The organism is Tolypothrix bouteillei VB521301 (genome assembly GCF_000760695.4).
GTDB lineage: Bacteria > Cyanobacteriota > Cyanobacteriia > Cyanobacteriales > Nostocaceae > Scytonema > Scytonema bouteillei_A.
The window spans coordinates 1,449,005-1,475,199 of record NZ_JHEG04000001.1; the positions used below are offsets into that span (position 1 = coordinate 1,449,005).

The 26,195-nt window shown below is 41.8% G+C and carries 18 protein-coding genes and 1 pseudogene; 5 read left to right on the forward strand and 14 right to left on the reverse strand.

Features of this window, described 5'->3' with window-relative positions:
* Positions 1–1,467 carry a xylulokinase gene (gene xylB / locus HC643_RS05720; protein ID WP_038088867.1) on the forward strand — a complete coding sequence of 489 codons (1,467 nt, stop codon included), beginning with the start codon at positions 1–3 and terminating at the stop codon, positions 1,465–1,467.
* A 21-nt stretch (positions 1,468–1,488) separates the two neighbouring features.
* Here xylB and HC643_RS05725 read toward each other — a convergent pair whose 3' ends face one another.
* Genes HC643_RS05725 through modA (HC643_RS05735) form a run of 3 tightly spaced genes read right to left on the reverse strand, consistent with a single transcriptional unit; the run spans position 1,489 to position 4,904 of the window.
* Positions 1,489–3,231, reverse strand: coding sequence for a sensor histidine kinase (locus HC643_RS05725; RefSeq protein ID WP_050046383.1), 1,743 nt, complete (start codon positions 3,229–3,231; stop codon positions 1,489–1,491).
* Between the two features lie 35 nt (positions 3,232–3,266).
* The gene (gene modA, locus HC643_RS05730; RefSeq protein ID WP_038088861.1) at positions 3,267–4,052 is read right to left on the reverse strand and encodes a molybdate ABC transporter substrate-binding protein; all 786 of its coding nucleotides are present in this window, start codon (positions 4,050–4,052) and stop codon (positions 3,267–3,269) included.
* A 54-nt stretch (positions 4,053–4,106) separates the two neighbouring features.
* A complete protein-coding gene (gene modA / locus HC643_RS05735; RefSeq protein WP_038088859.1) occupies positions 4,107–4,904 on the reverse strand; it encodes a molybdate ABC transporter substrate-binding protein in 798 nt (265 codons plus the stop codon).
* Between the two features lie 839 nt (positions 4,905–5,743).
* Here modA (HC643_RS05735) and HC643_RS05740 point away from each other — a divergent pair.
* The 3 genes from HC643_RS05740 to HC643_RS05750 all read left to right on the forward strand — a co-directional run bounded on the left by HC643_RS05740 (position 5,744) and on the right by HC643_RS05750 (position 9,450).
* Complete coding sequence (locus HC643_RS05740) at positions 5,744–7,438, forward strand: VWA domain-containing protein (RefSeq protein WP_038088853.1); 1,695 nt, start codon at positions 5,744–5,746, stop codon at positions 7,436–7,438.
* Positions 7,439–7,477: 39 nt separating this feature from the next.
* Positions 7,478–8,209: a hypothetical protein gene (locus tag HC643_RS05745; RefSeq protein WP_038088850.1), complete on the forward strand. Its 732-nt coding sequence runs from the start codon at positions 7,478–7,480 to the stop codon at positions 8,207–8,209.
* A 116-nt stretch (positions 8,210–8,325) separates the two neighbouring features.
* A complete protein-coding gene (locus HC643_RS05750) occupies positions 8,326–9,450 on the forward strand; it encodes a substrate-binding domain-containing protein (RefSeq protein ID WP_038089050.1) in 1,125 nt (374 codons plus the stop codon).
* Positions 9,451–9,762: 312 nt separating this feature from the next.
* Here the strand turns inward: HC643_RS05750 and HC643_RS05755 are convergent, their stop codons facing one another.
* From HC643_RS05755 to dhaK, 10 genes and pseudogenes are all read right to left on the reverse strand, one after another.
* A complete protein-coding gene (locus HC643_RS05755; RefSeq protein ID WP_038088849.1) occupies positions 9,763–10,551 on the reverse strand; it encodes a glucose 1-dehydrogenase in 789 nt (262 codons plus the stop codon).
* A 643-nt stretch (positions 10,552–11,194) separates the two neighbouring features.
* Positions 11,195–11,341, reverse strand: a pseudogene (locus HC643_RS41235) (AAA family ATPase); the annotation flags it as partial.
* Positions 11,342–11,640: 299 nt separating this feature from the next.
* The gene (locus HC643_RS05765; RefSeq protein ID WP_038088847.1) at positions 11,641–12,288 is read right to left on the reverse strand and encodes a Uma2 family endonuclease; all 648 of its coding nucleotides are present in this window, start codon (positions 12,286–12,288) and stop codon (positions 11,641–11,643) included.
* Positions 12,289–12,442: 154 nt separating this feature from the next.
* Positions 12,443–15,061, reverse strand: coding sequence for an ATP-dependent chaperone ClpB (clpB, locus tag HC643_RS05770; RefSeq protein ID WP_038088844.1), 2,619 nt, complete (start codon positions 15,059–15,061; stop codon positions 12,443–12,445).
* A 458-nt stretch (positions 15,062–15,519) separates the two neighbouring features.
* Positions 15,520–16,122 carry an alpha-ketoglutarate-dependent dioxygenase AlkB gene (locus HC643_RS05775; protein ID WP_038088841.1) on the reverse strand — a complete coding sequence of 201 codons (603 nt, stop codon included), beginning with the start codon at positions 16,120–16,122 and terminating at the stop codon, positions 15,520–15,522.
* 24 nt (positions 16,123–16,146) lie between these two features.
* The gene (locus HC643_RS05780; protein WP_038088838.1) at positions 16,147–16,686 is read right to left on the reverse strand and encodes a DOMON-like domain-containing protein; all 540 of its coding nucleotides are present in this window, start codon (positions 16,684–16,686) and stop codon (positions 16,147–16,149) included.
* Between the two features lie 9 nt (positions 16,687–16,695).
* Positions 16,696–20,076 carry a PAS domain S-box protein gene (locus tag HC643_RS05785; protein ID WP_162002270.1) on the reverse strand — a complete coding sequence of 1,127 codons (3,381 nt, stop codon included), beginning with the start codon at positions 20,074–20,076 and terminating at the stop codon, positions 16,696–16,698.
* A 141-nt stretch (positions 20,077–20,217) separates the two neighbouring features.
* Positions 20,218–21,330 carry a phosphotransferase enzyme family protein gene (locus HC643_RS05790; RefSeq protein ID WP_038088833.1) on the reverse strand — a complete coding sequence of 371 codons (1,113 nt, stop codon included), beginning with the start codon at positions 21,328–21,330 and terminating at the stop codon, positions 20,218–20,220.
* Positions 21,331–21,379: 49 nt separating this feature from the next.
* Positions 21,380–22,018 (reverse strand): dihydroxyacetone kinase subunit DhaL, encoded by a 639-nt coding sequence (gene dhaL, locus HC643_RS05795; RefSeq protein WP_038088830.1) that lies wholly within the window; start codon positions 22,016–22,018, stop codon positions 21,380–21,382.
* A gap of 3 nt (positions 22,019–22,021) precedes the next feature.
* Positions 22,022–23,095 carry a dihydroxyacetone kinase subunit DhaK gene (gene dhaK, locus HC643_RS05800; protein ID WP_038088829.1) on the reverse strand — a complete coding sequence of 358 codons (1,074 nt, stop codon included), beginning with the start codon at positions 23,093–23,095 and terminating at the stop codon, positions 22,022–22,024.
* Between the two features lie 693 nt (positions 23,096–23,788).
* Between dhaK and HC643_RS05805 the strand changes: the two genes are divergently transcribed.
* Entirely contained in the window at positions 23,789–24,601 is an 813-nt protein-coding gene (locus HC643_RS05805; RefSeq protein WP_038088828.1) for an SDR family NAD(P)-dependent oxidoreductase, read from the forward strand.
* A 256-nt stretch (positions 24,602–24,857) separates the two neighbouring features.
* Here the strand turns inward: HC643_RS05805 and HC643_RS05810 are convergent, their stop codons facing one another.
* Positions 24,858–26,102 (reverse strand): molybdopterin molybdotransferase MoeA, encoded by a 1,245-nt coding sequence (locus HC643_RS05810; RefSeq protein WP_038088826.1) that lies wholly within the window; start codon positions 26,100–26,102, stop codon positions 24,858–24,860.
* Positions 26,103–26,195 lie beyond the last annotated feature (93 nt).

Sequence of the window (26,195 nt, forward strand, 5' to 3'; positions counted from 1 at the left end):
TTGACCGATATCGTAGTTGGCATAGACTTGGGTACGGGAGGAGTGCGGGCGATCGCAGTTGACCTACAAGGGAAAATTATCACTCAAACGACAAGAAGCTATCCCCTGTGTACTCCACAACCCGGTTGGACAGAACAGAATCCATCCGATTGGGTCGAAGCAAGTTTGGATGCTCTGTTCGATGTCACTCAACAGCTGGAGGGACACCGAGCAATTGCCCTGGGTTTGTCCGGACAAATGCACGGTATGGTTCCTCTAAATGGGGATGGCAAAGCAATTAGAGCGGCAATTTTATGGAATGACCAGCGCACGGGTGAAGCTGTGGCTGAGATTGAAGCCACTATTCCCCGTCAGGAGTTAATCCAGCGGACTGGAAATCCTGCAATTACGGGGTTCCAACTGCCAAAGCTCTTATGGTTGAGGAGTGAAGAACCACAAGCCTATGCTCAACTGTGGCAGATTCTTTTGCCAAAAGATTATTTGGGATATGTGCTCACTGGCGAGCCTGTGACGGAACCATCGGATGCATCTGGTGTTGGGTGTCTGAAACTGGCAAATCGACAATGGGATACAGATATTCTTGATGCTCTCAACATAGATCCAGCCTTGTTCCCCCCGGTGATTGAATCTACTGCGATCGCCGGACAGCTGAGATCGGAAATAGCTGCACGGGTGGGATTACCTGCAGGATTACCTGTGGTTGCAGGCGGAGGTGACAATGCAGCCGCCGCCATCGGTTTGGGTATTTCTTCAAGCAACCTGAACCGAGGGAGTTTGAGTATTGGCACATCGGGAGTTATTTTTGCACCGTGCGATCGCCCAGTACCCGATCCAGAAGGACGGGTGCATTTGTTCTGTCATGTGGATGGGGGCTATCATCAGCTGGGAGTGACACTGGCGGCTGGTGGTTCTCTGCGTTGGTACCGAGATACCTTTGCACCACATCTCTCCTATACCGAGCTGATGGAAATAGCAGAGCGATCGGAGCCCGGTGCGCGTGGTGTTCTATTTTTGCCGCACCTATCAGGTGAACGCAGTCCCCACCTCGATCCAAATACTCGGGGTGCTTTCGTGAATCTGTCATTGGCTCACACGCAAGCAGATATCACTCGTGCTGTTTTAGAGGGAGTTTCCTTCAGCCTGCGGGAAGTACTGGAAGTCATTGGTGCGATCGCACCCGTTCATCAACTCTTGGCGACAGGTGGAGGAGCACGCTCTCACATTTGGTTGCAAATTTTATCTAATGTGTTGCAAACAGAACTTATTGCTCCCAAAGCCGAAGAAGGTGCTGCTTACGGAGCAGCTATTTTGGCAATGGTGGGCGTAGGTGTTTACCCCAACTTAGAAGTTGCTTTCAAGATACTACCCCAAGATAGTCATGTGGTACAGCCGCAAGCAAATCTTTTGTATGAAACAGAGTTTAAGCGGTACAAGTTACTCTACGATGCGTTGAAAGCTGTTCGTTAATCCAGTGCGATCGAATTCCGATTAAGAATGTATCTGTTGAATTGGAAGAAGGACGGTTAATTCTGTTCCTTGGTTTTGTTGCGATTTGACTGAAATTTTGCCTTGATGCTTTTCTATAATTTGATAGCAAATAGATAACCCCAAGCCAGTCCCAGAACCAACTGGTTTTGTAGTAAAAAAAGGATCGAAAATTTTGTTTTGAATTTCCAAAGGAATACCAACTCCGTTATCTTGAATGTCTACTTGAATGGAGTTTGAGTTAATCAGTTTTGTTTGAATCACAATTTGTTTTTCTAATTGTTGAGAAGCGTTGCTTAAAGCATCAATTGCATTACTAAGGAGGTTCATAAACACTTGGTTAATCTGGGCTGGATAGCACTCTACTAATGGTAAATCTCCATATTTTTTAACAACTACAATATTATCTTTAATACGATTGCTGAGAATTAAGAGTGTATTATCAATTCCTTCATGCAAGTCAACAGACTTTACTTCTGCTTCATCAAGGCGGGAAAAGTTTCTTAAAGATAACACAAGTTGGCGAATGCGTTCCACACCCATTTTCATAGATCCTAAAATTTTGGGCAAATCAGAAATGATAAATTCTAGCTCAATATCCTCAATTTTTTCCTCAATTTCAGTCTCGACTTGAGGATATTTCTCCTGGTAAATATTTATGATGTCTAACAAATCTTGAACGTAGTTTTTAGTATGTTCGATATTGCCATAGATAAAGTTAATTGGGTTATTGATTTCATGGGCAATACCAGCAACCATCTGTCCGAGACTGGACATTTTTTCAGTTTGGATCAACTGGCTTTGAGCAAGACTCAATTCTTCAGTATAGTCTGAAACTCTTTGGATCAGCTGATTGAGTGATGTCGTTAATTGACCAACTTCATCTTCTGTTGTCACGGGCGCAAAGATGGTAAAATTCGATTCTCTTGTGACTTGTTGGGCAATTTTGGTAGTTGCTTCGATAGGAGACGCAATCATCCAGCTAGTGTACATAGCTAATAGAGTAGCAAGCCCTGCTGCTAATATTAAAGCGATCGCTAGAATCATTGTTCCTATTGCTTTAGCTCGATCTAAGGCTTTCAGAGTTTTTTGAGCTTCTTTGCCTTGAATTTCGGCAATGAGCAATGACATTTCTTGTGAAACTTTATTAACTGCTAAGTCAAGTTTTTTGCTTTTCTTAGTTGCGCTATTTAAAGATACTGAATCAACTGTATTTGTGTTTAAATCAGATGGAGATTTTTTTTCTAAAAATTCTAATCTTTTAGCATAATCTTGAATGGAATCAATATAAATTTTGATTGAATCTTTAATTATTTTTATTTTCACTTCTTTGCGATTGTCCTTTGGATTTAATTCTAAAGAATTTAAAGAAGTTTTAGTTTGATAAAGCAGTTCATTGACAGCATTAATATATTCTAAAAAACGAGAGTATTCTAACTCTAACCTAACTGGCTCAGCTAAGAAATAAATGAGTTTTGGTGTTTGAGTATGGGCTCGTAATGTAGATGCTTGTAAATTATTTAGAAGTAAGATAATTTCTTGAGACTCAACGAGTTGTTTTTTTGCTTGCTCCTGATAATAATTTTCTATAAGTTTTCCAGCAGTCGCGCCTAGCATTGCAATTCCAATAGCAAGAGCATATCCATAGGTAATTTTTTGTCGAATACCCAGTCGATTAAACAAATATTTTAAGTTGAATTTATACTTAAAGGTGAGTAGCGAGATAAATGTTTGCTTAACAGACATAAAAAATAAGTAAAACAACTTGAATAAAAGATAAGCTATTTTCTAGCTTGCTCGTCCTTTGCCATCGCAAATCCATATTTCACAAACACAGCACTCGCTTGAGTACTTCCTAAAAATTGGATAAACTCTTTAGCTTCAGGAATATGCTTGCTAGCCTTAAGGACTGCTACACTGTAGATACTGGGCAAATGAGAGTCTTTAGGTGCGATCGCAACAATCTTAATTTGATTTGCGTTTATGGCGTCCGTAGCATAAATAATACCTGCATCGGCTTGTCTCATCTCTATCAAACGAGCTACACCAAAACTAAATTCAGTAAAAACTAATTTTGGTTTTACCAGGTCTAAAATCTTTAAAGATTTTAGGATTTGTTCTGCGTGTTGACCAGGACTTGTAGTCTTAAAGTTACCCACAGCAACCGTCTTAACTTGTTTACCAGACAAATCTTTGAATGAAGATATACCAGTAGAATTCTTAGGTACAATCAAAACTAATCTGTTACTAAGTAACTGTTTGCGAGTTTTTTCAAGCAGAAACCCTTTGGACTGCAAATCATCTAAAAATTCAGAGCCTCCTGTAAAGAAAATATCTATAGGTTCTCCCTTCTGAATTGAGTCTTTCAAGAAACCACCACTACTAAACTGATAAGCAATGGATACATTTGGTTGCTGCTGAGTATAAATTTTTTTGATTTCAGTCATAGCAGGTTTTAAACTTTGACCTGCTGAGACGTTTAAACTAATTGTTTTTGTCTCCTGTTTTCCACAACTGACTAAAACTAGAGATAAGATTCCTAAGGAAAGATAAAAACTGCATTTCATAGCGAGCCAGTAAGTTATATGTAGAAAAGTTATTTGTATGATTTGAAATTATTGTTAATTTGAGATATTAGAATTAACTATAAATCGATACTTAAGAAACACAGCTTCAGCACGTTTGGTTTGAAGAAACTGGATAAAGCTCCTAGCTTCAGAGGGATGTGGGCTAGTTTTAAGTATAGCTATGGGATAAATAATTGGAGAATGAAGCCCTTGTGGTGCAAGCGTTACAATTTTTACTCCTTCTGATAAAATAGCATCTGTTGCATAGACTAAACCTGCATTTGCTTTACCACTTTCTATAAAACTCAATATTTCACTATTTTTAGACAGAAACACAAATTTTTGTTTGACTTGGTCTAAAATTCCAAGCTTTAAGAAAATTTCCACAGCATATTTACCTGATGCTTCTTGTGTCGTATCACCTACAGCAATTTTCTGAATTTGCCTGTGAGTCAAGTCTTTGAAATCAGAAATACTTTTACTATCCTTTGGGACAATCAAGACTATTTGATTTCCTAATAAATTCTGACGGGTACTTGCAAGAAGAAAATTTTTAGCTTGTAAGTTATCTAAAACTTTAGCTTTACTCGTAATGATAATATCACCTTTATAACCCTCTTCAATTAACTTTTCTAAAGTCCCAGAATTTGCAAGTTTATATTTAATAATAATATTTGGATGTTCTTGGTTGTAAATTTTTTTAATATCTAAGAGCGCACTTTTTAAGCTAGTACTGGCATAGACTGTTAAAGTTGTAAACTTTGATTCTTTGTTAACGTTAGTACAGCTAACAAAAAATACAGACACAACAACCGAGTAAATTAAGGTACAAAAAACATCTTTTTTTTTCATTATAATAATTTCAGGTTAGTTCTAAAAAATAACAAAATCATTAAGAATTGCCTTATTTTTATGCTTGACATGATACAGAATTTCATGTGTACATCATAGTAATAACTTTTTCTCGATAACAACAATAGGAAGATTACTGATATTGGGGAATTTTACCCAGATCAAATGGAGGAGTTTTACCCACGCATCAATAGCTATCACCGAACCATTAACTAAAGTTTTTAACCGCCGTCATTTGTTTACACTTGCAGAACAAGAGCTTAATCATTATCATTTGTTTGACTCTGAATCTTCCCCAACTGTAAAAGCAGGCTTTCTCATCATTCCATCTTAGTTGTACTGATACTCAAAACGGACTGGTTGACCTGTAATTTAGCTCTGTCGATAATGAATTATCTAAGTAGGTATATATTCGGTAGATGTACCCATTTGACTGATGAGTTGATTTCGCATTGCTTCTAAAGTTGTGGCGAAAAACCGACAGTATTGGTCTATGTATTGGTCTATGTCCTGCGGATACGCTGTAAGAACGCGGTTAAAAAGTGTTCTTGAACTGCCAAGACACAAAGTCAACGAGGAAAATACTTATTTTTCAGCGATCGCCCCAATCAGATGAAGTGAGCTTTAGCCCTAACTCGTTTTTCATAAATTCTGACAACAAGCCTGATTGAGTAATAGCTCAATAACGGAGGTAAAAGAATCACCCAAAAATTTTATCTAGAAAGGGTTTCCAATACATAAAGCATTCTTAACTAAAAATTGTTACCTGAAGTAAAGCTCAGGGAACTATACGAATGTGCCTTTGCAATGTTGCTATTCACTCTTTATGAACTTAGGCTATGAAAAGAAAATTTTATATGAGTGCCATGTTAGGTACTTTCTTACTGACTGGCTGCGTTTCTGAAGTGAGTTCTCCGCCTAGAGATGGTTTTGAAGTCAAGTTTTTAGTCGGTAGTGCTTTACAACAATTTTGCAATCAAGCAGCAGAACAGTTCAATCAAACAAAACCCAAACTGAGTGATGGTAAAGCTTTCTACTTAAGTTGTCAGGCGATGGGAAGCGGTGATGTAGTCACAACCCTAGTGAGTCAAGCCAAGCGACTTCAATCTGGAAGCTTGCAAGCGGACTCACCAGAGTTTCCTACTTTAGTTTCTTTAGATGGAGAAATTTACCACTCTCAATTAATCTCCCAATTCAATCAAATTTTCCCCGGACAAAACTACATTCCTCAAATTACCGATGCACCTTTACTGGCAAATAGCCCAATGGTGTTTATGGTTCCTGCGGATGTCGCAACTGGATTGCAAAAGCAAGAAGATGTCTACAAAGCATTAGTCAAGGCAAAAACTCACAAAGAACTTGATGCTAGTAGCCCCACACTACCAATTTACTTCGTTCAATCTGCACCAACTCGCTCAAATTCGGGCTTGCAAACACTTGTTGCACAATTTGTATCTGTCTCTGGGAAGCGTCCCGAACAAATGACAGCAGGGGATGTCCAGAAATTCCAAACCCAAATTCAAAATATCCAAAGCAAAATCACTCGCTATGGTGTTTCTACAGATGCTTTAGCAACCGACATGGTCAAAAATGGGTCATTTTGGGCATCCATCGCTTCGGTTTACGAATCGTCCGTAATCAAAGCAAATTCCAATTTACAACCCGGTCAAACTCGCTACAAAGCAATTTATCCAAAAGCAACCTTTACCTCTAATATGCGGGCGATCGTACCCAATACACCTTGGGTAAGTGCAAATGAAAAAGCTGCGGCGGAAAAAGTCATTGCTTATTTGCAATCCCCTCCCGCACAGAAAATGGCAACAGAACTTGGTTTGAGACCGGGTGTTCCTGGGGTGGCGTTGGGAGCAAAATTTACTCCCGAGTATGGTGTCGATCCCAATGCTAAATATGATTCTTTGCGTCCCCCACAACCAGAAGTGGTGGCTGCTATGCTGAAATCTTGGCAAGAGTTTGCTAAAAAACCTTCACAGGTGATTGTGGTGGTAGATTCTTCTGGTTCCATGCAAGGAAATAAATTACCTGCTGTACAAAGTACCTTGCGTCAATATATTGAAAGTCTCGGACCAAAAGAAAAGATTGCTCTCATTGATTTTGATTCTGCAATTCGTTCTCCCATCGTTGTGGACGGAACTCCTGAAGGTAAAGAACGGGGAATGCAGTTTATTGCCAGTTTGCAAGTTGGTGGTGGAACAAAATTATATGATTCTGCCCTTTATGCACGTAATTGGTTGGCATATAACCTCCGAAAAGATGCTATTAATGCTGTTGTTATCTTGACGGATGGTGAAGATTCTGAGTCTTCAATTAATTTAGAGAAATTACAGCAAGAACTTGGCAAAAGTAACTTTAATAGTGACAAAAGAATTGCCTTTTTTACTGTTGGGTATGGCAAGGAAGGAGAATTTAATCCAGAAGCTTTGAAGAAAATTTCTCAAGTGAACGGTGGTTATTATCGGAAGGGCGATCCGTCTACAATTTCTACTTTGATGTCTGAGTTACAGGTTGAGTTTTAGCAATTTGAGATTGTATATTTTAGATTTTGGATTCTGGAAATGATTAAATTAGCAAATCCTCTTTTTTACCCATTAAGTGTATTGCTTGGCGGTGTTGTTCTTGTTGTTGGCGTTCGTTTTGTTAGAGTTCCTAATGTTGTTATATTACCTACTGCTGCTTTAGTAGCAACAGTAGGGGCAACTTTTTTGAAATCTAGGGAACCCAGTGAGGAAAAACTGGCACAACAAAAGTTGCAAAAGGAATTACATATGCTACAGAACGCTGCTAAAATTTTGGCTGATAAATCGGGAAGCTTGCGACAGGAAGCAAAGCATTTGTTAACTGATGATAGTTTTAAAATCGAACTCTTGGCGATCGTCGAAGAAGCTTGCGAGCGTGCTACGGAACTACCTACAAAAATCGACGAACTATCTCGACGCGTACCAGGTCATAATTCCTTGCTATCTGCTACAGAATTACAGCAACAATTGCTAGAAGTGCAAAAGAAATTAGGTGCAAGTTCTGGGGTTGCACGCCAACATTTGGAGCAATTAGCAAACAGCTTACAACGCAATATTGAATTGGCAAAAGCAGGTGAAGATACTCGACAAGCACAAATTGTGAATCTTTATATGTTAATTCAAGACACTGGAGGTATATTGCAGAGGTTACAAAATAAGCTGCGGACTTCTGATTTAAGTAAATTTGAGGAAATGAATGAGTTGCGTTCTTTAAGTGCTGAACTTAATAGTTATCAGGAAAATATGGAAATTTTAGTGAGTCAAAGGTGATTCTATTTGCGCCCTATGTTTCAATTCATTTACTAATAAAAGCACCACTCCTACAATTCCTTAACAGATAATAAAAAGTTAATAAGTCCTCTATGCCTCTCATTGAAAAGATATTTATGGCTATCAAAAACTCTCAATTTATTCGTCGCAACCGACCAGTCACTTCAATTACGATTGCTTCTGTAGCACTTGCTTTAGCCTATGCTGCGCTACCGGGAATGCAACAGACAGTTGCAATTGTTAGCGGTACAGAATTACAAGCTCCATTGCAAGAAATAGCAACTAAGTTTCAAGAAAACAATCCCAACATTAAAATAGAATTAAAATTTCAAGGTTCTCAAGATATTGTTAATAACTATATAGACCAAAAAAATGAACAAAAACCGACGATATTGATTCCTGCTTCCTCTGAATTTTTGGATGAATTGCGCCAGCGTTATACAACACAAAATAACAGCGATCCATTTATAGAATCACCACAACCAATTGCTAAAACATTGCTAGTTGGTGTTGCTTGGTCGGAACGAGGTAAAGTTCTTTTTCCCAACGGTCGCTTTTCTTGGCAACGGGTAGAACAAGCCATGCAAGCTTCTAATTGGCAAGCGATCGGCGGTCAAAAAGATTGGGGAAGCTTTGATTTTATGATGACCGATCCCAGCCGTTCTAACAGCGGTCAAGTTACCCTCAGTTTGTGGTCGCTATCAAAATTTGGTGGCAATAATCTTAATAATGTAAACTTTAGCAATCCTACAGTCAGTTCCCTATTTGGAACAATAAAGCGTTCGGTTTACCAACCACCTCGTTCTACAGATATTCTTTTACAAGAGTTTATTGCTCGCGCTCCCAATGATGCGGATGTAGCAACTGTTTACGAAAGTATAGCTTTATCTCGATGGCAGCAATCCAGTCAGAATCAGGCAAAACCCTATCAAATTTACTATCTCGATCCCACCATTGAAACGGTAGCAACTGCAGCAGTTCTTCGCCAAAATGTAGATGCAGCAACAGCCAGTGCTGCAAAAAGTTTTATCTCTTATCTTAGAGAACCCGAACAACAAAAAGTCTTTGTACAGCACGGTTTCCGTCCAGCAATTAATGGTGTTAATTTGCAAGGAGTTGCTAACAGCCCTTGGAATCAAAATATTCCTGGCGTGGAACTGAATCCATCTGTGAAAACAGTACCAGTTCCTAAAGCACAGGTTCAAGCCGAAATCCAGCGCATTTGGCAAAGATCGAATTAATGGAATTTTGTCAAGGATTAAGCAACCTCAACAACCGGAAGCAACGAATTAATAGAATTGCCCATAGAAAATTGTACTTGCCACAACCTGCACTTTTCTAAGCTCGCGTACAAGACGATGACCTTGATATTTATAAAATGGTGTTGGCAAAACTATGGGCAAATTATTTATCCATTGCTTATACCATTTCTATATAAAGATGTATCTAATTAACTCGCGTAGGCGGTGAGTCCAGTCCTGTAGTCGGGTTACCTACAGATTTTGCTGTGAGTTAATTGGAAATTGTTGCAGTTAGCAATCACCATCTAAAAACTAATGTTGAATAGTTAAACCACCATCTAAAACTAATGAATGTCCAATAACAAAATTAGCTGAATCTGAACATAACCATAATACTGCTTGAGCAATTTCTTCCGGTGTACCCAATCGTTTTATAGGATATTGATTGCCATAATTCGTGATGGTTTCCTCACTTAAAGCTGACCTTACCATGGGAGTTACGATAGTTCCCGGGCAAACAGCATTAATTCTAATACCATCCTTAGCATATTGTACAGCTAAAGATTTAGTCAGCCCTAAAACAGCGTGTTTGCTAGTACAATAAAAATGATGATTGTGTTGTGGTTTATTTTCCGCTCCATTAGTTAAATTAGCAGCAATTAAGCCTCTAATAGAAGCATTATTCACAATGGCACCACCTCCATTTTGCAGCATTGCCGGAATTTGATATTTCATACATAACCAAACTCCTTTCAAATTAGTATTAATAATTTGATTCCAATTTTCTTCTGAATCATCTATATTGACTTTTAAAATTCCAGGAGTTCCAGCATTATTAAATGCATAATCTAAACGACCAAAAGTTTTAACTGTTTGGCTTATTAAATTTTCAACTTCTGTTTCTTGAGTAATATCTGTAGGGATAAAAATACTTGAACTACCTGCTTTTTCAATTAAACTAACAGTCTCTTCACCTTCAGTAATTCTCCTACCAGCGATCGCTACTTTTGCCCCACACGAGGCAAAAGCTAATGCTGTAGCTTTGCCAATACCAGAATTACCTCCTGTAATTAGAACAACTTTGTCAGTAAATTGCTTCATAATTAAATAGTTTTACCCTTATTTAGAATTTAGTTAAAGTCAGAACCTTTGACTTCCGTGTTAAAGAAACTTTTGTACTAGTACAGGTCGGCATAAATAAGCAGACCATTAGATGTCATAAGAATGATTTTGCTCGCAACACTATTTATTGTGACGTGTTATGTCGGTTTAACTGTTGCAGTTGCTCCCGCTCGCTATCGCTTAAGTTTAATATTTTTGAAGTTAATCTTGCCACAGCCTAATTCCTCAATCACCACACTCAAACTGCTTTTTACCTTGCTCCTAATTTTCTCACAATATGGTCTATTTATTTCCGCCGCACTGTACTAGTAGTCTGTCACATCAACTTTCCCAGGTAGAGAAATTTTTAAATTCTTCTTCTTTTTCTCTGACTTCGTGCTCCTCGCGTCTATGCGCTGGCACGCACGCTTCGCTATCGTGTTTTTTTTCACTCGTCAATTTTAAGTTGACAGACTACTAGTGGTTCACCACATAAGTTTTAATGGGTAAAACGATGTTCAAGCTCATCCTCTTTTTCTCTTCCTCTGCGCCCTCTGCGCCTCTGCGGTTTTTCAATCAACCCTCAAATTCAATGTGGTGAACCACTAGGTTAATAATGATTGCCTGGGTTAATTATTAACACGTTATAGCGCGAATCATCACCAGCGACATCCAAGATGTAATGCGAACCGATGTTACTCGTCATGATAATGATAGAGTTCTTAAAGTCCACCGTATGACCTTGAGCATCCGTCACGCGACCATCATCAAGAATTTGCAGGAAGATGTTAAGTTTAGAATATGTGCTTCGCTAACCAATATATTTGTGTCAGTTCATCTGGTTTGTATTGATAATCGCACTGCGATTTATACTATAAACGGCTAACAACTGTTCTTTCTCGGAATGGTTTGATGCATTTGTAGGGGCGCAATGCCATGCGCCCCTACGAGTTTTTGACAACTTTTGGAAAGTTAGATTCTAAACCGTTTTTGGTATAATAATTATCGCTGGCGAAGAAACTCAAGCAGTAATTAATAACGAAGGGGAGGTTGATTATCGCGATTAGCGAAATTTCGTGTCTCTACACATTAATTAAACTTTGCTAGTAACCAACGAGTAATAGCTCCATCATCTTCAGTTAGAGAACGCACAAGAGCTTCTTCAACCAAGGCAATTTCCAATCCTGGCAGTACTTGAGATTCACGAATGGGGGTAGTTTGTGTTGCTGACAATGAATTTGCAATTACCTTGCCTGCACTGACATCAACTACCCAATACTCTTGAACTCCCAGGCGTTGGTAAAGTTTTTGTTTACGCTCAGTATCGTCTTCTAGAGACGAAGCGGCAATTTCTACAACTAGCGTGGGTGGAGTTAACTCATTGAGATTTACTGGAGCATTATTTCGGGGAGGAAGTTGCAAATTTGTGCCAATATAAAAAGCAATATCAGGCTGAGATTCACGAACTCTAGCTTTTCTAAAGCTAGTATTCGTTAGTCCTACAACGGGAATATTCTTGATCGTTGCATATAAAATGATAACTGTTGAAACAATAGTGTTATCTCGACCATATGCAGGACCTAATGGTGACATCTCAATCCTCATGTAACCGTCATCATAGTAAAATCTAGCACGTGCTAAGGTTGGGTCATCTGCAAAGGTCAGAAAATCTTCCCAGGCTGCCTCTACCCAGGTATCTGTAGGAACAGTATCTATTACTGGTGCTTGATTAAGCATAATTGGGGAACTTACATAGTGTGTTTGCTATTAAACTTAGTTTAACAATGCTTCATCATGACGATTACGAAACTCCAATCAGGAGGCGGAGCCTCTAAAAAAGCATTCCCAGGCGGAGCCTGGGAACGAGATGAGAAGTTGAACTGGAGTTGGATTAAGCTGTAAACACCTCTGTGGGTAAGCGTTTGAAGGCAAGACGCTCATTCTCAATGTCTACAAAGATGGTATCGCCATCATTAAACTCGCCACGCAAGATAGCTTTGGCAATTTGAGTTTCTAACTCCCGTTGAATGGCTCGCTTCAGGGGTCTTGCTCCAAACACTGGGTCATACCCTACATCAGCTAAAAAGTCAAGAGCCGCTTCCGACAGCCTGAGAGACATCTTGCGATCGCTCAATCGATGACGCAATCTCTCTACTTGCAACTGCACGATGCGACGCAGTTCTTCCTTACGCAATCCATGGAAGAAGATAATTTCATCAAGGCGGTTGAGGAACTCAGGACGGAAGCTATTTCGCATTGCTTCCATAACTCGATGGCGCATTTCATCATAGCGCGAATCATCACCAGCGACATCCAAGATGTACTGCGAACCGATATTACTCGTCATGATAATGATAGAGTTTTTAAAGTCTACCGTATGACCTTGAGCATCAGTCACGCGACCGTCATCAAGAATTTGCAGGAAGATGTTAAAAACATCAGGATGAGCTTTTTCGATTTCGTCAAACAAAATCACTGCATAAGGACGACGGCGAATGGCTTCGGTGAGTTGTCCTCCTTCTTCATAACCCACGTATCCTGGAGGCGCACCGATCAGGCGAGAAACAGCGTGTTTCTCCATGTACTCGGACATATCAATCCTGACTAGCGCTTCTTCAGTATCAAACAAGTAAGCCGCAAGTGCTTTTGCGAGTTCGGTTTTACCAACACCTGTAGGACCGAGGAAAATAAAGCTAGCAATGGGACGATTGGGATCTGCAAGCCCAGCACGAGAACGCTGAATCGCGTCTGCAACTGCTGTCACTGCTTCTTCTTGTCCGACAACTCGATTGTGCAGTTCATCTTCTAAGTGCAAAAGCTTTTCTTTTTCAGATTCCACCAACTTACTGATCGGAATTCCCGTCCATTTAGAAATCACTTCTGCAATGTCAGCTTCGGTGACTTCTTCTCGCAACAGAGATTTTCCACTGCGTTGTGCGTGAGCCAGTTCGGTTTCTGCTGCTTCCAAATCGCGATGCAAACTGGTAAGTTTGCCATACTTTAACTCAGCAGCGCGGTTGAGATCGTAATTGCGTTCTGCTTGTTGAATCTCTAAGTTAACGCGGTCAATCTCTTCTTTAACAGACTGAATTTTTGCAATGACATCTTTCTCAGATTGCCATTGCGTCTTCAACTCTCTTTGTTCTTCTTTGAAGTCCGCAAGTTCTTTTTCCAATCTATCCAAACGTTCTCTGGAAGCTGCATCACTTTCTTTTTGCAGTGATAGCTTTTCCATTTCTAATTGCAGAATTTTGCGGTCGATTTCGTCAAGTTCTTCAGGTTTGGAGGTAATCTCCATCTTCAGTCTGGCGGCTGCTTCGTCTACCAAGTCAATAGCTTTGTCTGGTAAGAAGCGATCGCTAATATAACGACTGGACAAAGTTGCTGCTGCGACTAAAGAACTATCGGAAATTTTCACCCCGTGGTGAACTTCATACCGTTCTTTCAAACCGCGCAAAATAGAAATTGTATCTTCCACGCTGGGCTGATCTACATACACCTGTTGGAAGCGTCTTTCCAAAGCAGCGTCTTTTTCTATATATTTACGGTATTCGTCCAAAGTTGTTGCGCCAATACAGCGCAGTTCACCCCGCGCCAACATTGGCTTTAATAAGTTCCCAGCATCCATTGCGCCTTGGGTTGCACCAGCGCCGACAACCGTGTGAATTTCATCAATAAATAGAACTATATTGCCGTTCGATTCGGTAACTTCTTTTAAGACTGCTTTTAAACGTTCTTCAAATTCACCTCGGAATTTTGCTCCCGCAATCAAAGCACCCATGTCTAGAGCAATGAGTTTGCGGTCTTTTAAGGATTGGGGAACATCACCCGCTATGATACGCTGTGCCAATCCTTCAGCGATCGCTGTTTTACCAACACCTGGTTCCCCAATCAAAACAGGATTATTTTTGGTACGACGTGATAAGATTTGGATGGTACGGCGAATTTCATCATCCCGTCCGATCACAGGGTCAAGTTTGCCTTGACGGGCTGCTTCTGTAAGATCGCGCCCGTATTTTTCCAGGGATTGATATTTCCCTTCTGGATTTTGGTCGGTCACTTTCTGATTCCCACGAATTTGTTTAACAATATTTTTAACTTTTCCTTCATCCAGTCCAAATTCTTGGAATAACCCTTTACCAAAGCGGTCATCTTTAGCATAAGCCAGCAACAGGTGCTCGATTGAGATAAAGTCGTCTTGAAACTCTTTCCGATACCCGTCTGCTCGGTCAAGAAGCGTATCCAAGCTGCGTCCCAAGTAAACAGAACTGCTGCTACCAGAGACTCTCGGTTGGCGTTGAATGAATTGTTCGGTGCGATCGCGCAATTTTTGCGAATTAACACCAGCTTTTGTGAAAACACCGTTGGCGAGCCCTTCCTGGTCTAACAGTGCTTTCATCAGGTGCTCGCTTTCTATCTGCTGTTGTTGATACTGTTTGGCAATATCTGGAGTATGCGCGATTGCTTCCCAAGCTTTTTCTGTAAATTGGTTTGGATTAGTTGGTTGCATAGGCTTTTTCCAGGAAAGAACTACTCTAGGCTTGGATTTAAATTTGCTAAGAGCGCAGATAGAACAAAAATATAGTTTGTTCTTATGCAATCATTGTAGAAAGAGGCGGGTTAATTGCTAGGTCGGACTTCACGTCCTCCTTTAGTCGTATTACCCCCCATAAATTAGCGAACTAGTAGTCCACCACACCAACGCCTGCTGGGTAAGTGAACACACTACCCACTCTCGTTCCTAGGTTCTACCTAGGAACGCAGTCGGCGAGGCTCAGCCTCGCGCTCAACTGGAGGCGGAACCTCCTGTAAGGCATTCCCTGGCTGAGCCACCGGATCGAGGTGTGCGAAGTTTTGACAGCCTGTCAAAGCTTTTGCGACAGGCCACTAGGAATTCACTCAATTTTTCAAGATGTGGAGGGTCAATCCTAGAGAAGAGATTGACAAATTCGGTCGATTGTGAATTGCTTAATCCACATGAAAACCCCGGAGAGTGACAGATATTCTTCTACCTTGATACTTTTTGGACAAAGTTACTTCATGCGTCCAAGTTTTGTTTGTTTCATAAGGTATGACAAACACGGTACCATGTGTTGTCATAAAGTCTCTATAACCATTTCCTTTCCACGGACGCAATCGAAATATACGTTCTTCTCCAAATGAAATAGTAACAATAGGTACGCTCTCAATCATGTTGAGAGTGCTATCCCGATGCTTTCCTATGTAATGATAAAGTTTGCCATCGTACCAATTTATGACTATACCATTGAGGCGATTATCAATGTTATTTTTGCTCCATTCAAAAATTGAGTCGATGAGTGATGGAATTGGTAATGCTTGATGAGTGACTCCTGTATAATGATAATCGGCTCCGTAAACCTGTTGCCAGCGCGGCATTTTTACCAAACGTCCGTGTATTTTTATATCCTTGAAATCCTGGGGATGTATATCCCACAAACTATCAAATTGCCAGCGATTTAAATCAACATCATCTGGTAAACGAGCCGTATAAAATTTATGGCTTTCATCTAAGTCATGACACGTGAAAATATTTTTGTTTAACGTATTCATTCACGTCCTTATCCATTCTTAAAGCTAAAATTCAATTGTGAAACTATCCCGACGGTGAAAGTCCGGTTCATCGCCTGTATGCTTCAACGCCCAATATGTAACAGAACCATCTTTATGTTTCATAACAGTAGAAATACCAACTTTCAGAGCTAAATCTGTTGAGATAATACAATCTAAATCTACATTTAGGACAAGCGCCAAACCATCTGATAGATACTGAACGCTAAATGGTAATGCTGTAAAGGCATTTTCCTCCTGCATTCCGTGACGGTAAGCATCAAAGCGATACACATTCCAATCCCCAGAAGGAGAGATATTAAATTCCCAATAGCGATCGCTATTCTCAATTCCAAGGAAGAACTCAAAACAGGTGTTTTGCCAGAGTTCGTGCTTGCGTTTTGGTTCGTCTGATGGGTCTGCTATCTCGATTGCTGTTAAATCACCAAGAAGTGCATATTGAATAGTAAACTCATTCTCATAGCGGGCAACATTGCCTTTGATTTTCAGTTCGCTTAGCGATTCACTGTAAGAGAAAGGTTGTAGGAAAAATGTTTGCTCTTGCATCTAAAAACCTCAAAAGACACTAGAAGCCCCTTGGAACTCAATCCAAAATCGACTTCCTTGACCAACAGCGGACTCTACACCGACCTGACCTCCAAGACGTTCTGCTCCTTTTCGCACAATGGCTAATCCAATTCCAGTTCCTGGGTAAGTTTCAGTGTTGTGCAGCCGCTCAAAAACACCAAAAATTTGCTCTTGATAATTTGGCTCAATACCAATTCCGTTGTCTTCAATCCAAAGACGGATCTGTTGCGGGGATGGAGGGAGAACCGTACCTGTTTTTCTCGTTTCTTTCAGCTCTATTGTTTCTGTCCAAACTCGAATGTGCGGTTGAACACCAGGAGCAACAAATTTAATTGCATTAGACAAGAGATTGACAATAATTTGTACCAAAATTGGATAATGCCCGATAACACTGGGTAGGTTTTCAGCGATGGTTATTTGAGCCTGACGCTCGCTTAAATCTGTTGCTAATTGTGCTCGAGCATCTGCTATAACTTGAGTCAATAGAACAGGAGCCAGCTTAATCTGCTCGCGACTGAGGCGGCTGTATGCTAGCAGATCGCAAACTAACTCGTTCATGATATAAGTGCCATTAAAAATGCGTTGAATATATTCTTGAGCCGTTTCATCTAAGCGATCGCCATAATCTTCAGATAGAGCTTGGGCAAACCCTTGAATTCCTCGTAACGGTGCTCGCAGGTCATGCGCCACCGTGTAAGAAAAGGCTTCCAAGTCCTTATTGGCTTCCTGAAGTTGAGCTGTGCGTTCTTCAACCCGTTGTTCTAAAGTGATATTAAGTTGTTGAAGCTCAACTTCTGCCACTTTACGGTTTGTGATGTCGGAACGAACAGCAATGTATTGATACGGTTTACCAGAGACATCGAGAAACGGCACGATTGTGGTAGCAACCCAGTAGAAAGTACCATCCTTGGCACGATTTTTAATTTCTCCCTGCCATACCTGTCCGCGAGAAATGGTTGCCCACAAATGCTGAAAGAATTCTTTAGGGTGATAGCCGGAGTTAACAATCCGATGATTTTGTCCGATCAATTCTTCTCTGGAGTACTTTGAAAGCTCGCAGAATTTGTCGTTGACATAGGTAATGGTACCTTGAGTATCAGTGATAGCCACGATTGAGGAGCGATCGAGAGCAAACTTAAAGTCTGCCAAATCTTTGAGCGTTTGCTGTAATGCCACCTCAGCCTGCTTGCGCTCGGTAATATTCCAAAACGCGCCGATACTTCCTCTCACTTGTCCGCTTTCATCAAAAAGTGGAGCAGCGTATTCTAACAGTGTTACGGTTGTGCCATCATTCCAAACCACATCAACTTCTAAATCTCGAACTTCAACTCCATCAGTGGCTGCACGTTGTAAGGGCAGTTCCTCTGGCGGAATTTCCCGGTTATTATAATAGACCTTAAAGGTTTTTGGTCGCTCGTCTTCTGGCGCACTTAAAGAAGCATTTGCAGTTGAAGCCATGGATAACATTCGAGCAAATGCTGAATTGATCCGAATTGTTTGACATTGGGGGTCTTCAGCAATGCCAACACCGATGGGAATGACTTCTAATAGCGTTTGAGACTCTGCTAGCTGTCGCTGGAGTTCTTGATTCAAATTCAGAATTTTTTGCTCCGCTTGCTTCCGTTCCGTGACATCGATCGCCGTAACGATCGCCAACTTTCTGCCATCAGGCAATATGTGAAGCGGAGCCGTATAGAAATCCCAAATGCGAGTCGCCCCCGTCCGGGTGATAACGGCATATTCTCCCATCGCTGTCCGTTGGGTGAGGGGATACTGGTTCACAATAGCAGATCTCGCTTCGTCTTGGCGATCGCCGTAAGCTCTTTTTACCCAAGCTTCCAGCGTGGGAATGTCTTCAAGATGATAGCCTGTAATTTCCGTCCAGACATGATTGATCTGCAATACCTCTCCATCTTCGGCATGGAGCATAATTGGTAAGGGAGCATTCAGCAAAGCAGACTGGAATCGTTCCTCGCTCTGGCGTAAGGCTTGTGTGGCTAGTGTTTGCTCAACAATCGGCCAGAGACGAGAAACCGTATGTTGGAGCAGTGCCACTTCATGGGGATACCACTCTCGAACTGTCCTGGTATTAATGGCAAGAACTGACACCCAACGCCCTCGATCGATGCAGGGAACGCCGACAAAGGCACGAATGTCTCGCTGGGCATAATTATGCGAGAAAGGGGCGGTGTAGGGATGGGTGGCTACATCTGAAACAACAGCGGGTTGACCGGCATGGTAGCGGTCTACCAGATCTGGTAGCAGGAATTCTGACAAGCGATAAGCTCCAACAACGCTTGGAATGTCCTCTTGTCGCCGCCAGTCTTGCTTGACGAGCGATACATCCTCTTGCAAATTCACTTCGTGCCACACGCAGCGATCGACGTTGAGATACTTGCCCAAACTGCTTACCGCTTCCCACACCATCGCATCTGCATCAGAAAGTTGCCGCAACCGCAAATCAAGTTCGTTCAGGAATTGCTCGTTAAGTTCGGCTAATTTGCGCTCAGTTACATCTCGTGCGGTAGCATAACGTATGTTATGCTCGGGGGATATAACTGCTGTCCAGGATAGCCACTTGTACGATCCATCCTTACAGCAATAACGGTTTTCAAAGATAGCTACAGGATTTCCCGCCTCAAATCGTTCAGATGCTATGCGAGTTGCCTCAACATCCTCAGGATGAACAAAGCTGAGAAAAGGTTGCGCCATCAGTTCTGTTTGGGTATAGCCCAGCACTCTCTCCCATGCAGGGTTAAGTTGCCTGAAGTAACCATCTAGGTTGGTGAGGGCAATCATGTCGTTGGACACCGTAAAGAAGCAATTGCGTTCTTCTTCTGATCGTTTGCTTTCTGTAATGTCAAAAACGATGCCGCTACAACATACCGCTTGTCCGCCTTTGTTGTAAAAAAAACGTCCATAGGTCTTAAGCCATCTCAATTGCCCATTATCTGCACGAATAATGCGATACTCAAGATTGAAAAGTTCATGCTCCCGTCTGGCGTGTTCCTCAATTTGCTTGACTCGCTCTACATCTTCTAGATAAATTCGGCTGCGCCACATCTCAATGGTTGCTTCTCCACCAGCAACAAACTCATACCCGAGTAATTTAAAATGTTGCGCTGACCACACCCCTTTTCCCGTTGACAAATCCATATTCCAAGCAGCCATCCCTGCTCCTTCAATGGCAATGCTTAAATATTCATTGATTGCTGGGTGTTCTCTGTTGAGTCCGCTTAGCCATAAAGCGTTACCAACAAAAGCAAAACAAAACGCTGTCAGCATCAGCAAACTCTTCAGAATGCTGATGTCCAAAGTCCAGCCAATTAGGACAAGGCAACCAACACTGGCAACAAACGCTGCTGTCATTTTAGCTCCCTTCTTAGAGAAGGGAAAATAGTAACGCAAAATCAATAGTTTCAGCCTACTACCTATCATTAATCTAGTGACTTTCCCATAAGCAGGTAAAAATTTAGTTATTTACCTCGATCCTAGCTCTGTTTTTTCAGCTTATTTCACATCCTTAATAATGTTGCGAATAGTTGTTTCTTGAGCTTCAATACTCTCAGTCAGTTTGAATTGGACAAGTGCTCTTGTTAAGTTGTGTTCTGGATGCTTGACTTTAAAGTAGATATTTCCTGCTAAATAGTCAGCAAAAAACCTTAACCCTAATTCAAAGGAAATGAGACGAATTGCGTCGTACATATAGACGTAATCCTTCTCAAGGAGAAACGCTTTAGCTACAGAGAGATATCCCTGGAGAATTCCCTGACATAAATCTGTATCAAAATAAACCCTTTCCCATTCCTCGGTTTCTTCTCCAGATGGATTGCACCCAGAGCGCAAACAGTCCCCAATGTCATAATGTACGAGACCGGGTTTAACGGTATCCAAGTCGATCGTGCTGGCAGCTAGCTGTGTTTTTGTATCAAATAACACGTTATTGATTTTGGGATCGCCATGCATGAGACGCATTGGTAACTCACCCGTTGCTTTAGCCTTTTCTAAGACTTCTGCCCAAAGCTGGCGATCGCTAACGAACTGCAAGCAATATTGAACTTCAGGTGATTTCTGGGTATGAGTTGTTGCCAAAACTCGATGGTAATGTTGCAGATAAAGGGGGGTAATGTGAAACCCTTCTAGGGTATCAGCTAGTTTTTCAGGGGGTAAGTCGCTGATGAGGTTGTGAAACATACCCAAGGCATAGCCGATTTCTTTGGCTTGTTCCAAATTTTGCATGGTATCAAAAGACTGCGTACCTTCAATAAAGGTAATAGCCCGCCAGAATGACCCGTTGGCTTCCCTCCAGTAATCCCGTGCATCTTTTGTTACCAGTAATCGAGGCACTTCCCAACGACGATTGAGGGGGTTGCGTTGCAAGCGATCGCGAACGTGCTCTGTAAAAGTACGCATATTCTGCACGATCAGTTCTGGTTGACGGAACACCTGCGTGTTGATCCTTTGCAAGACAAAGTGCTTTTCCTCTGGAGAATCAAGAGTTACTAGAAACGTATCATTAATATTGCCACTGCCAAGCACTTGAATACCCATCACCTTACCTTTCAAGGCGAATTGGTCAGCAATGGCAGTTAAATTATTATCTGTGTCTCGTTTTTCTATCATAGTGGGGTGGAATTTCTGCTCTGCACTGTTATAGCTGTTAGCATCTACTTCATGTACCGGAACTTTGCAGTACTTCTAACAAACTCTTTAACATTAAGTAAGATGAAGTCGCTCCTGGATCTTGATGTCCGATACTCCGCTCTCCTAAATAACTCGCCCGTCCCTTTTTAGCCTGCATGGGAGTTGTGTCCTGCATTCCCCGTTTACCTGCAGCGACAGCTTCCTCCATTGCTTGGATAGAATTCTTACCCTCACCTATAGCTTGTTGAAAAGCTGCGACAGATGGAGAGAGTACATCCACCATCGTTTTGTCTCCGAGTTGCGCCTTACCTCTTTGAACAACACCATCTAAACCCGCTTGTAAAATTGCCAGCAGATCCCTATCGCTAAGTTCCTCTTTGCCAGCAACAGCTGTACTTGCTCTTAAAAAGAGAGTGCCATATAGAGGTCCGCTTGCACCACCAACCGACGAAATGAGGGTCATGCTAACGGTTTTCAAAAGACTGCCAATATCCTTATCTGCTACAGTTGGTAACTGAGCGATCGCGGATTTAAATCCGCGATCCATATTAATACCGTGGTCCGCATCACCAATTGCTGCATCTAATTCTGTCAAATAATCCTTATTCTTCTCCAGTTCCTCAGTAAAGCGCTGCAACCATTCTAAAATTTGCTGTTTTGTAACCATAGCTCAAACTCCCCACTGCAAACTTGGTGTTTTTACAGGTGCATCCCACAAGCGAATCATTTCATCATTGACTTTTAATAAACTTATAGAGCAACCTTGCATCTCTAAAGAAGTTATATAAGATCCAATCAGGTTGCGTACAATATGCAATCCCTTCTTTTTGCAGATTTCCGCAAGTTTGCGATAAACAAGATACAGTTCGCTGAGGGGAGTCCCACCCATACCATTGACAAAAGCTAGAACGCGATCCCCATGCTGAAAAACGGGGTCGATGAGTTCTACATCTGCCCATTCACCTTTCTCTTCATCCCATTCCCGCACTGTACGGCTGTAAGGCGTATCCTCAATAATAGAGATAGCGAGCATTTCTGTTATCTCATCTACGGATGCAAAAGCTCTGCGCTCTCTTCCCGGTTCGCCGTGGATACCAATACCCATTTCTATTTCGCGATCGCCCAGTTCAAAAGTGGGTGTCCCTTTAGCAGGAACGGTGCAAGAACTGAGTGCGATCCCCATACTACGACCATTTAAATTGACTTGGCGACACAAATCGACAACTTGTTGCAAATCGTATCCTTGTTGTGCCGCTGCACCACCAATTTTTTCTGCCAATACAGTTGTCCCTACACCTCGGCGTCCCTGTGTGTATAAGCTATCTTTAACTGCTACATCATCATCTATAAGAATATTTAGCACTCGGATACCCTCACTCCGGGCTAACTCCGTTGCCATTTCAAAGTTCATGACATCTCCACTGTAGTTCTTCACGATGTAAAGGATACCCGCTCCTCCATCGACTTTCTTAGCTGCTGCTAGCATTTGGTCGGGGGTAGGAGAAGTAAAAACCTCTCCAGGACAAGCAGCATCTAACATTCCCATACCTACAAACCCTGCGTGCATCGGTTCGTGACCGCTACCTCCACCAGAAATAATGGCGACTTTCCCCGGTATGGGTGCATCTACTCTGTAGACAAAAGTAGGGTCACACTCAACTTTGATGAGATCGGGATAGGCGATCGCCATTCCTTCTAAACTTTCACGGACAAAATCTTCAGGTTTATTAATAAGTTTTTTCACGGTTTAGCTATTCTTTATTTAGAGGTTGCTACAACCCAGAATAGATCGTTCTTGCTCTTTGGTTAATTGTGAGAACTTTATGAAATTCTGTAACAGTCAGGGATTTTCATTAAGAAATGTTGCTGATAATTAATCCCTTTGTTACCTTATCCCTATGTAGTTGGGTCTGATAAATACTCGTATTTAGCAGAGGTGTTATTCATGGTCATTGTCTTATGGAACGGGCGGAGTCGCTCGTTCATTCCCGAGAGAGCGGGCGAGGACACCCACTTTACGGATAGTTAGGGTGAGTGAGATTGTGCAAGTTAAAAATTCCTAGCTCAATCCTGACATATTGCCTCTCCAACTCAAATTTCGATACTGTCTAACTGGATAAGTATCTAAAGTCTTAAGAATGCGTTAAGACTCGCAAGATTTCTCCTAAGTGTCTTGCTGTTAGCGGTTTTGTACAACAACTTACAGCGCTTCGCACCTCAATGGAGTACACCCAGACCAACCCGAACCTTAGCAAGGGGAGGGCACTTAATGCGGGCGAGTGGGGTCTTTCCGTACTTCATCAAATGGAAATTTGCTGTATATCCAGATTGCAAGTATTGTCTATCTCTCTCTACAACAAGTGCATTGTTTGAGAAATTTTTAATTTGCAAAGCAAGCACTAACGAGAGTGAGATTTTAACTTTGTAGGTTTTAACTATGAATATTCAAGGGAAAACAGTTCTGATTACTGGAGCCTCACGAGGTATTGGGCGAGCGATCGCTATTGAATTTGCAAAGCAAGGAGTCAAATGCCTGCTTGTGGTTGCTAGAGATGCGACTCGATTGGCTGAAGTGGCTTCTGAAATAGAAATGCTTGGTGTAAAAGCACACACCATGGCTTTAGATTTATCTCAAGTTGTGGAAGTGAATATTGCGATCGCTCAAGCTTGGCGGAATTACGGTCCTATTGACGTACTTGTCAATTGTGCTGGAGTCGCTCATCAAACCCCTTTCCTCAACTCTCAATTGTCTAAAGTGCAAGCAGAAATATCTGTGAATCTTATTGGGATGTATACTATGACTCGTCTGGTAGCGCGACGCATGGCAGTACAGCGTTCGGGAACTATTGTTAATGTTTCTAGTTTGATGGGTAAAGTTGCTGCACCAACAATGGCAACCTATTCTGCTACAAAATTTGCGATTCTAGGCTTCACGCAGGCTTTGCGAGGTGAGCTAGCACCATACAATATTCGGGTTGCTGCTTTATTGCCGTCTTTAACCGACACTGATATGGTGAGGGATTTAGAGTGGTTTCGCTGGGTGATACCTATGACTCCCCAACAGGTGGCTCAAGCACTTGTTAGAGGTCTGCAAAGAGATTCACCTGAAATCTTGGTAGGCTGGCAAAGTCATATTGCTGTATTGTGCGATCGTCTCGCCCCTTGGTTGTTAGAAAAGGTTTTACAAATGGCATCTCCCCTGTCGCAAGCAAAACAAGTGCGCCATCAAACATGGAGGAACGCTAGGTAAGCCTGCTATCTTCTTACCTAAGGGCTCCCGGCACTTTATCGTTCAAGTTGAATATCGGACAATTTTGTCCGATACTGTCATTATGAAAGGGAGTGAGTTCATCAAAAAGGTGAAAAAGTTAGCTAGAGAGCGTGGTATCAAAGCATACGTTGAGAAAAAACGTGGTAAGGGAAGCCATGTAACACTTTACTTTGGTGAGAATTTCACTATTGTGCAAGGAGGCTCACACCTACCCAAATGGTTCAGTATGGGTAGTTTACTGAATCAAAACTTGAATCTCTTCACCAGCAGCAACAAGTGTTTGTCCCACTAGCAAAACAGCTAGACTATTTGTCTGAGCTAAATTAATCAGATTCCCAGAATTTTGGACGCCGCTTGCTGGATAAAAGGAGTAAATTCCATCCCTCAAACGCATTTGACCCCAAACGTAAGTTTCACGTTTGCCATCGGAACGTAATTCTTGAGATGCACGCGCTTTAATAAACTTTGGTTCCCAACCTTCAGCTAACCCGGAAAGCTTTTTGATAGCGGGTTGCACAAATCGCCAAAACGTCACTAAGACGGCGGCTGGATTCCCCGGTAACCCAAAGTATAGGGGAGATGAGGAGAGGGGGGAAGAGGGCGGGAAAGTGGCGACAGTCAGGGGTTTACCGGGTTTCATGGCAACAGAACGAACGTGTATTTTTCCCCCTAAAGACTCTAGTATTTGTTCCACATAGTCGTGGTCTCCTACTGAGACACCTCCAGAAGAGATAATGATATCGGCTTGAGTCAGAGCGCGGGCGATCGCTTCCTCAAGGGCTGCTGGATCGTCTCTGACAATGCCTAACATAATTGGTTGAGCGCCCGTCTGTTGAACTAAGGCTGCTATAGTGTATTGATTTGAATCTACAATCTGACCCGCTTGCAATGGTGTTTCGGGTGTTACAAGTTCATCTCCCGTAGACAGAATTGCTACACGAATACGTCGGAAAACATTTAGTTTCGTACATTGAACAGCAGCCAATACAGCTAGTTCTTGAGCATTTAACACAATCCCTACAGGTAGTAATTGCGATCCAGCTTTATAATAGGATGCTTGCTGCCTAACAAATTCTTTCGGTTTTGGGGTTGTTAGAATAAAAACTTGGTTTTCTTCGCGGCGAGTTCGTTCCTGCATCACAACTGTATCCGCCCCATCAGGCATAACAGCACCAGTCAAAATTCGTGCGGCTTTCCCCGATTGAATGATAGACTTGGGCTGAACCCCGGCAGGAATTTCTTCAATAATCTCTAAAACAACTGGTTTTTCCTCGCTACAATCCCGCACATCTTCGTATCTGACTGCATAGCCATCCATGGCTGAGTTATCCCAATGAGGGAAATCTAGGTGACTCGTGACTGGAGATGCCAGAATGCGACCATTTGCCGCTAATAAATCTGTAACTTCTGTATGTCTTCGGCTATCTAAAGGTTGTACCAACTGTAGAATAGTAGCTTCTGCATCACTTACTGAAAGCATGGGATCGCCTCTGATTCTGTAACTTCGATTTTAATTGAGAAGGCAACAGGATTCATTGAGAGGTTGTCAAGATAAACTGGTAACCGATTCGCA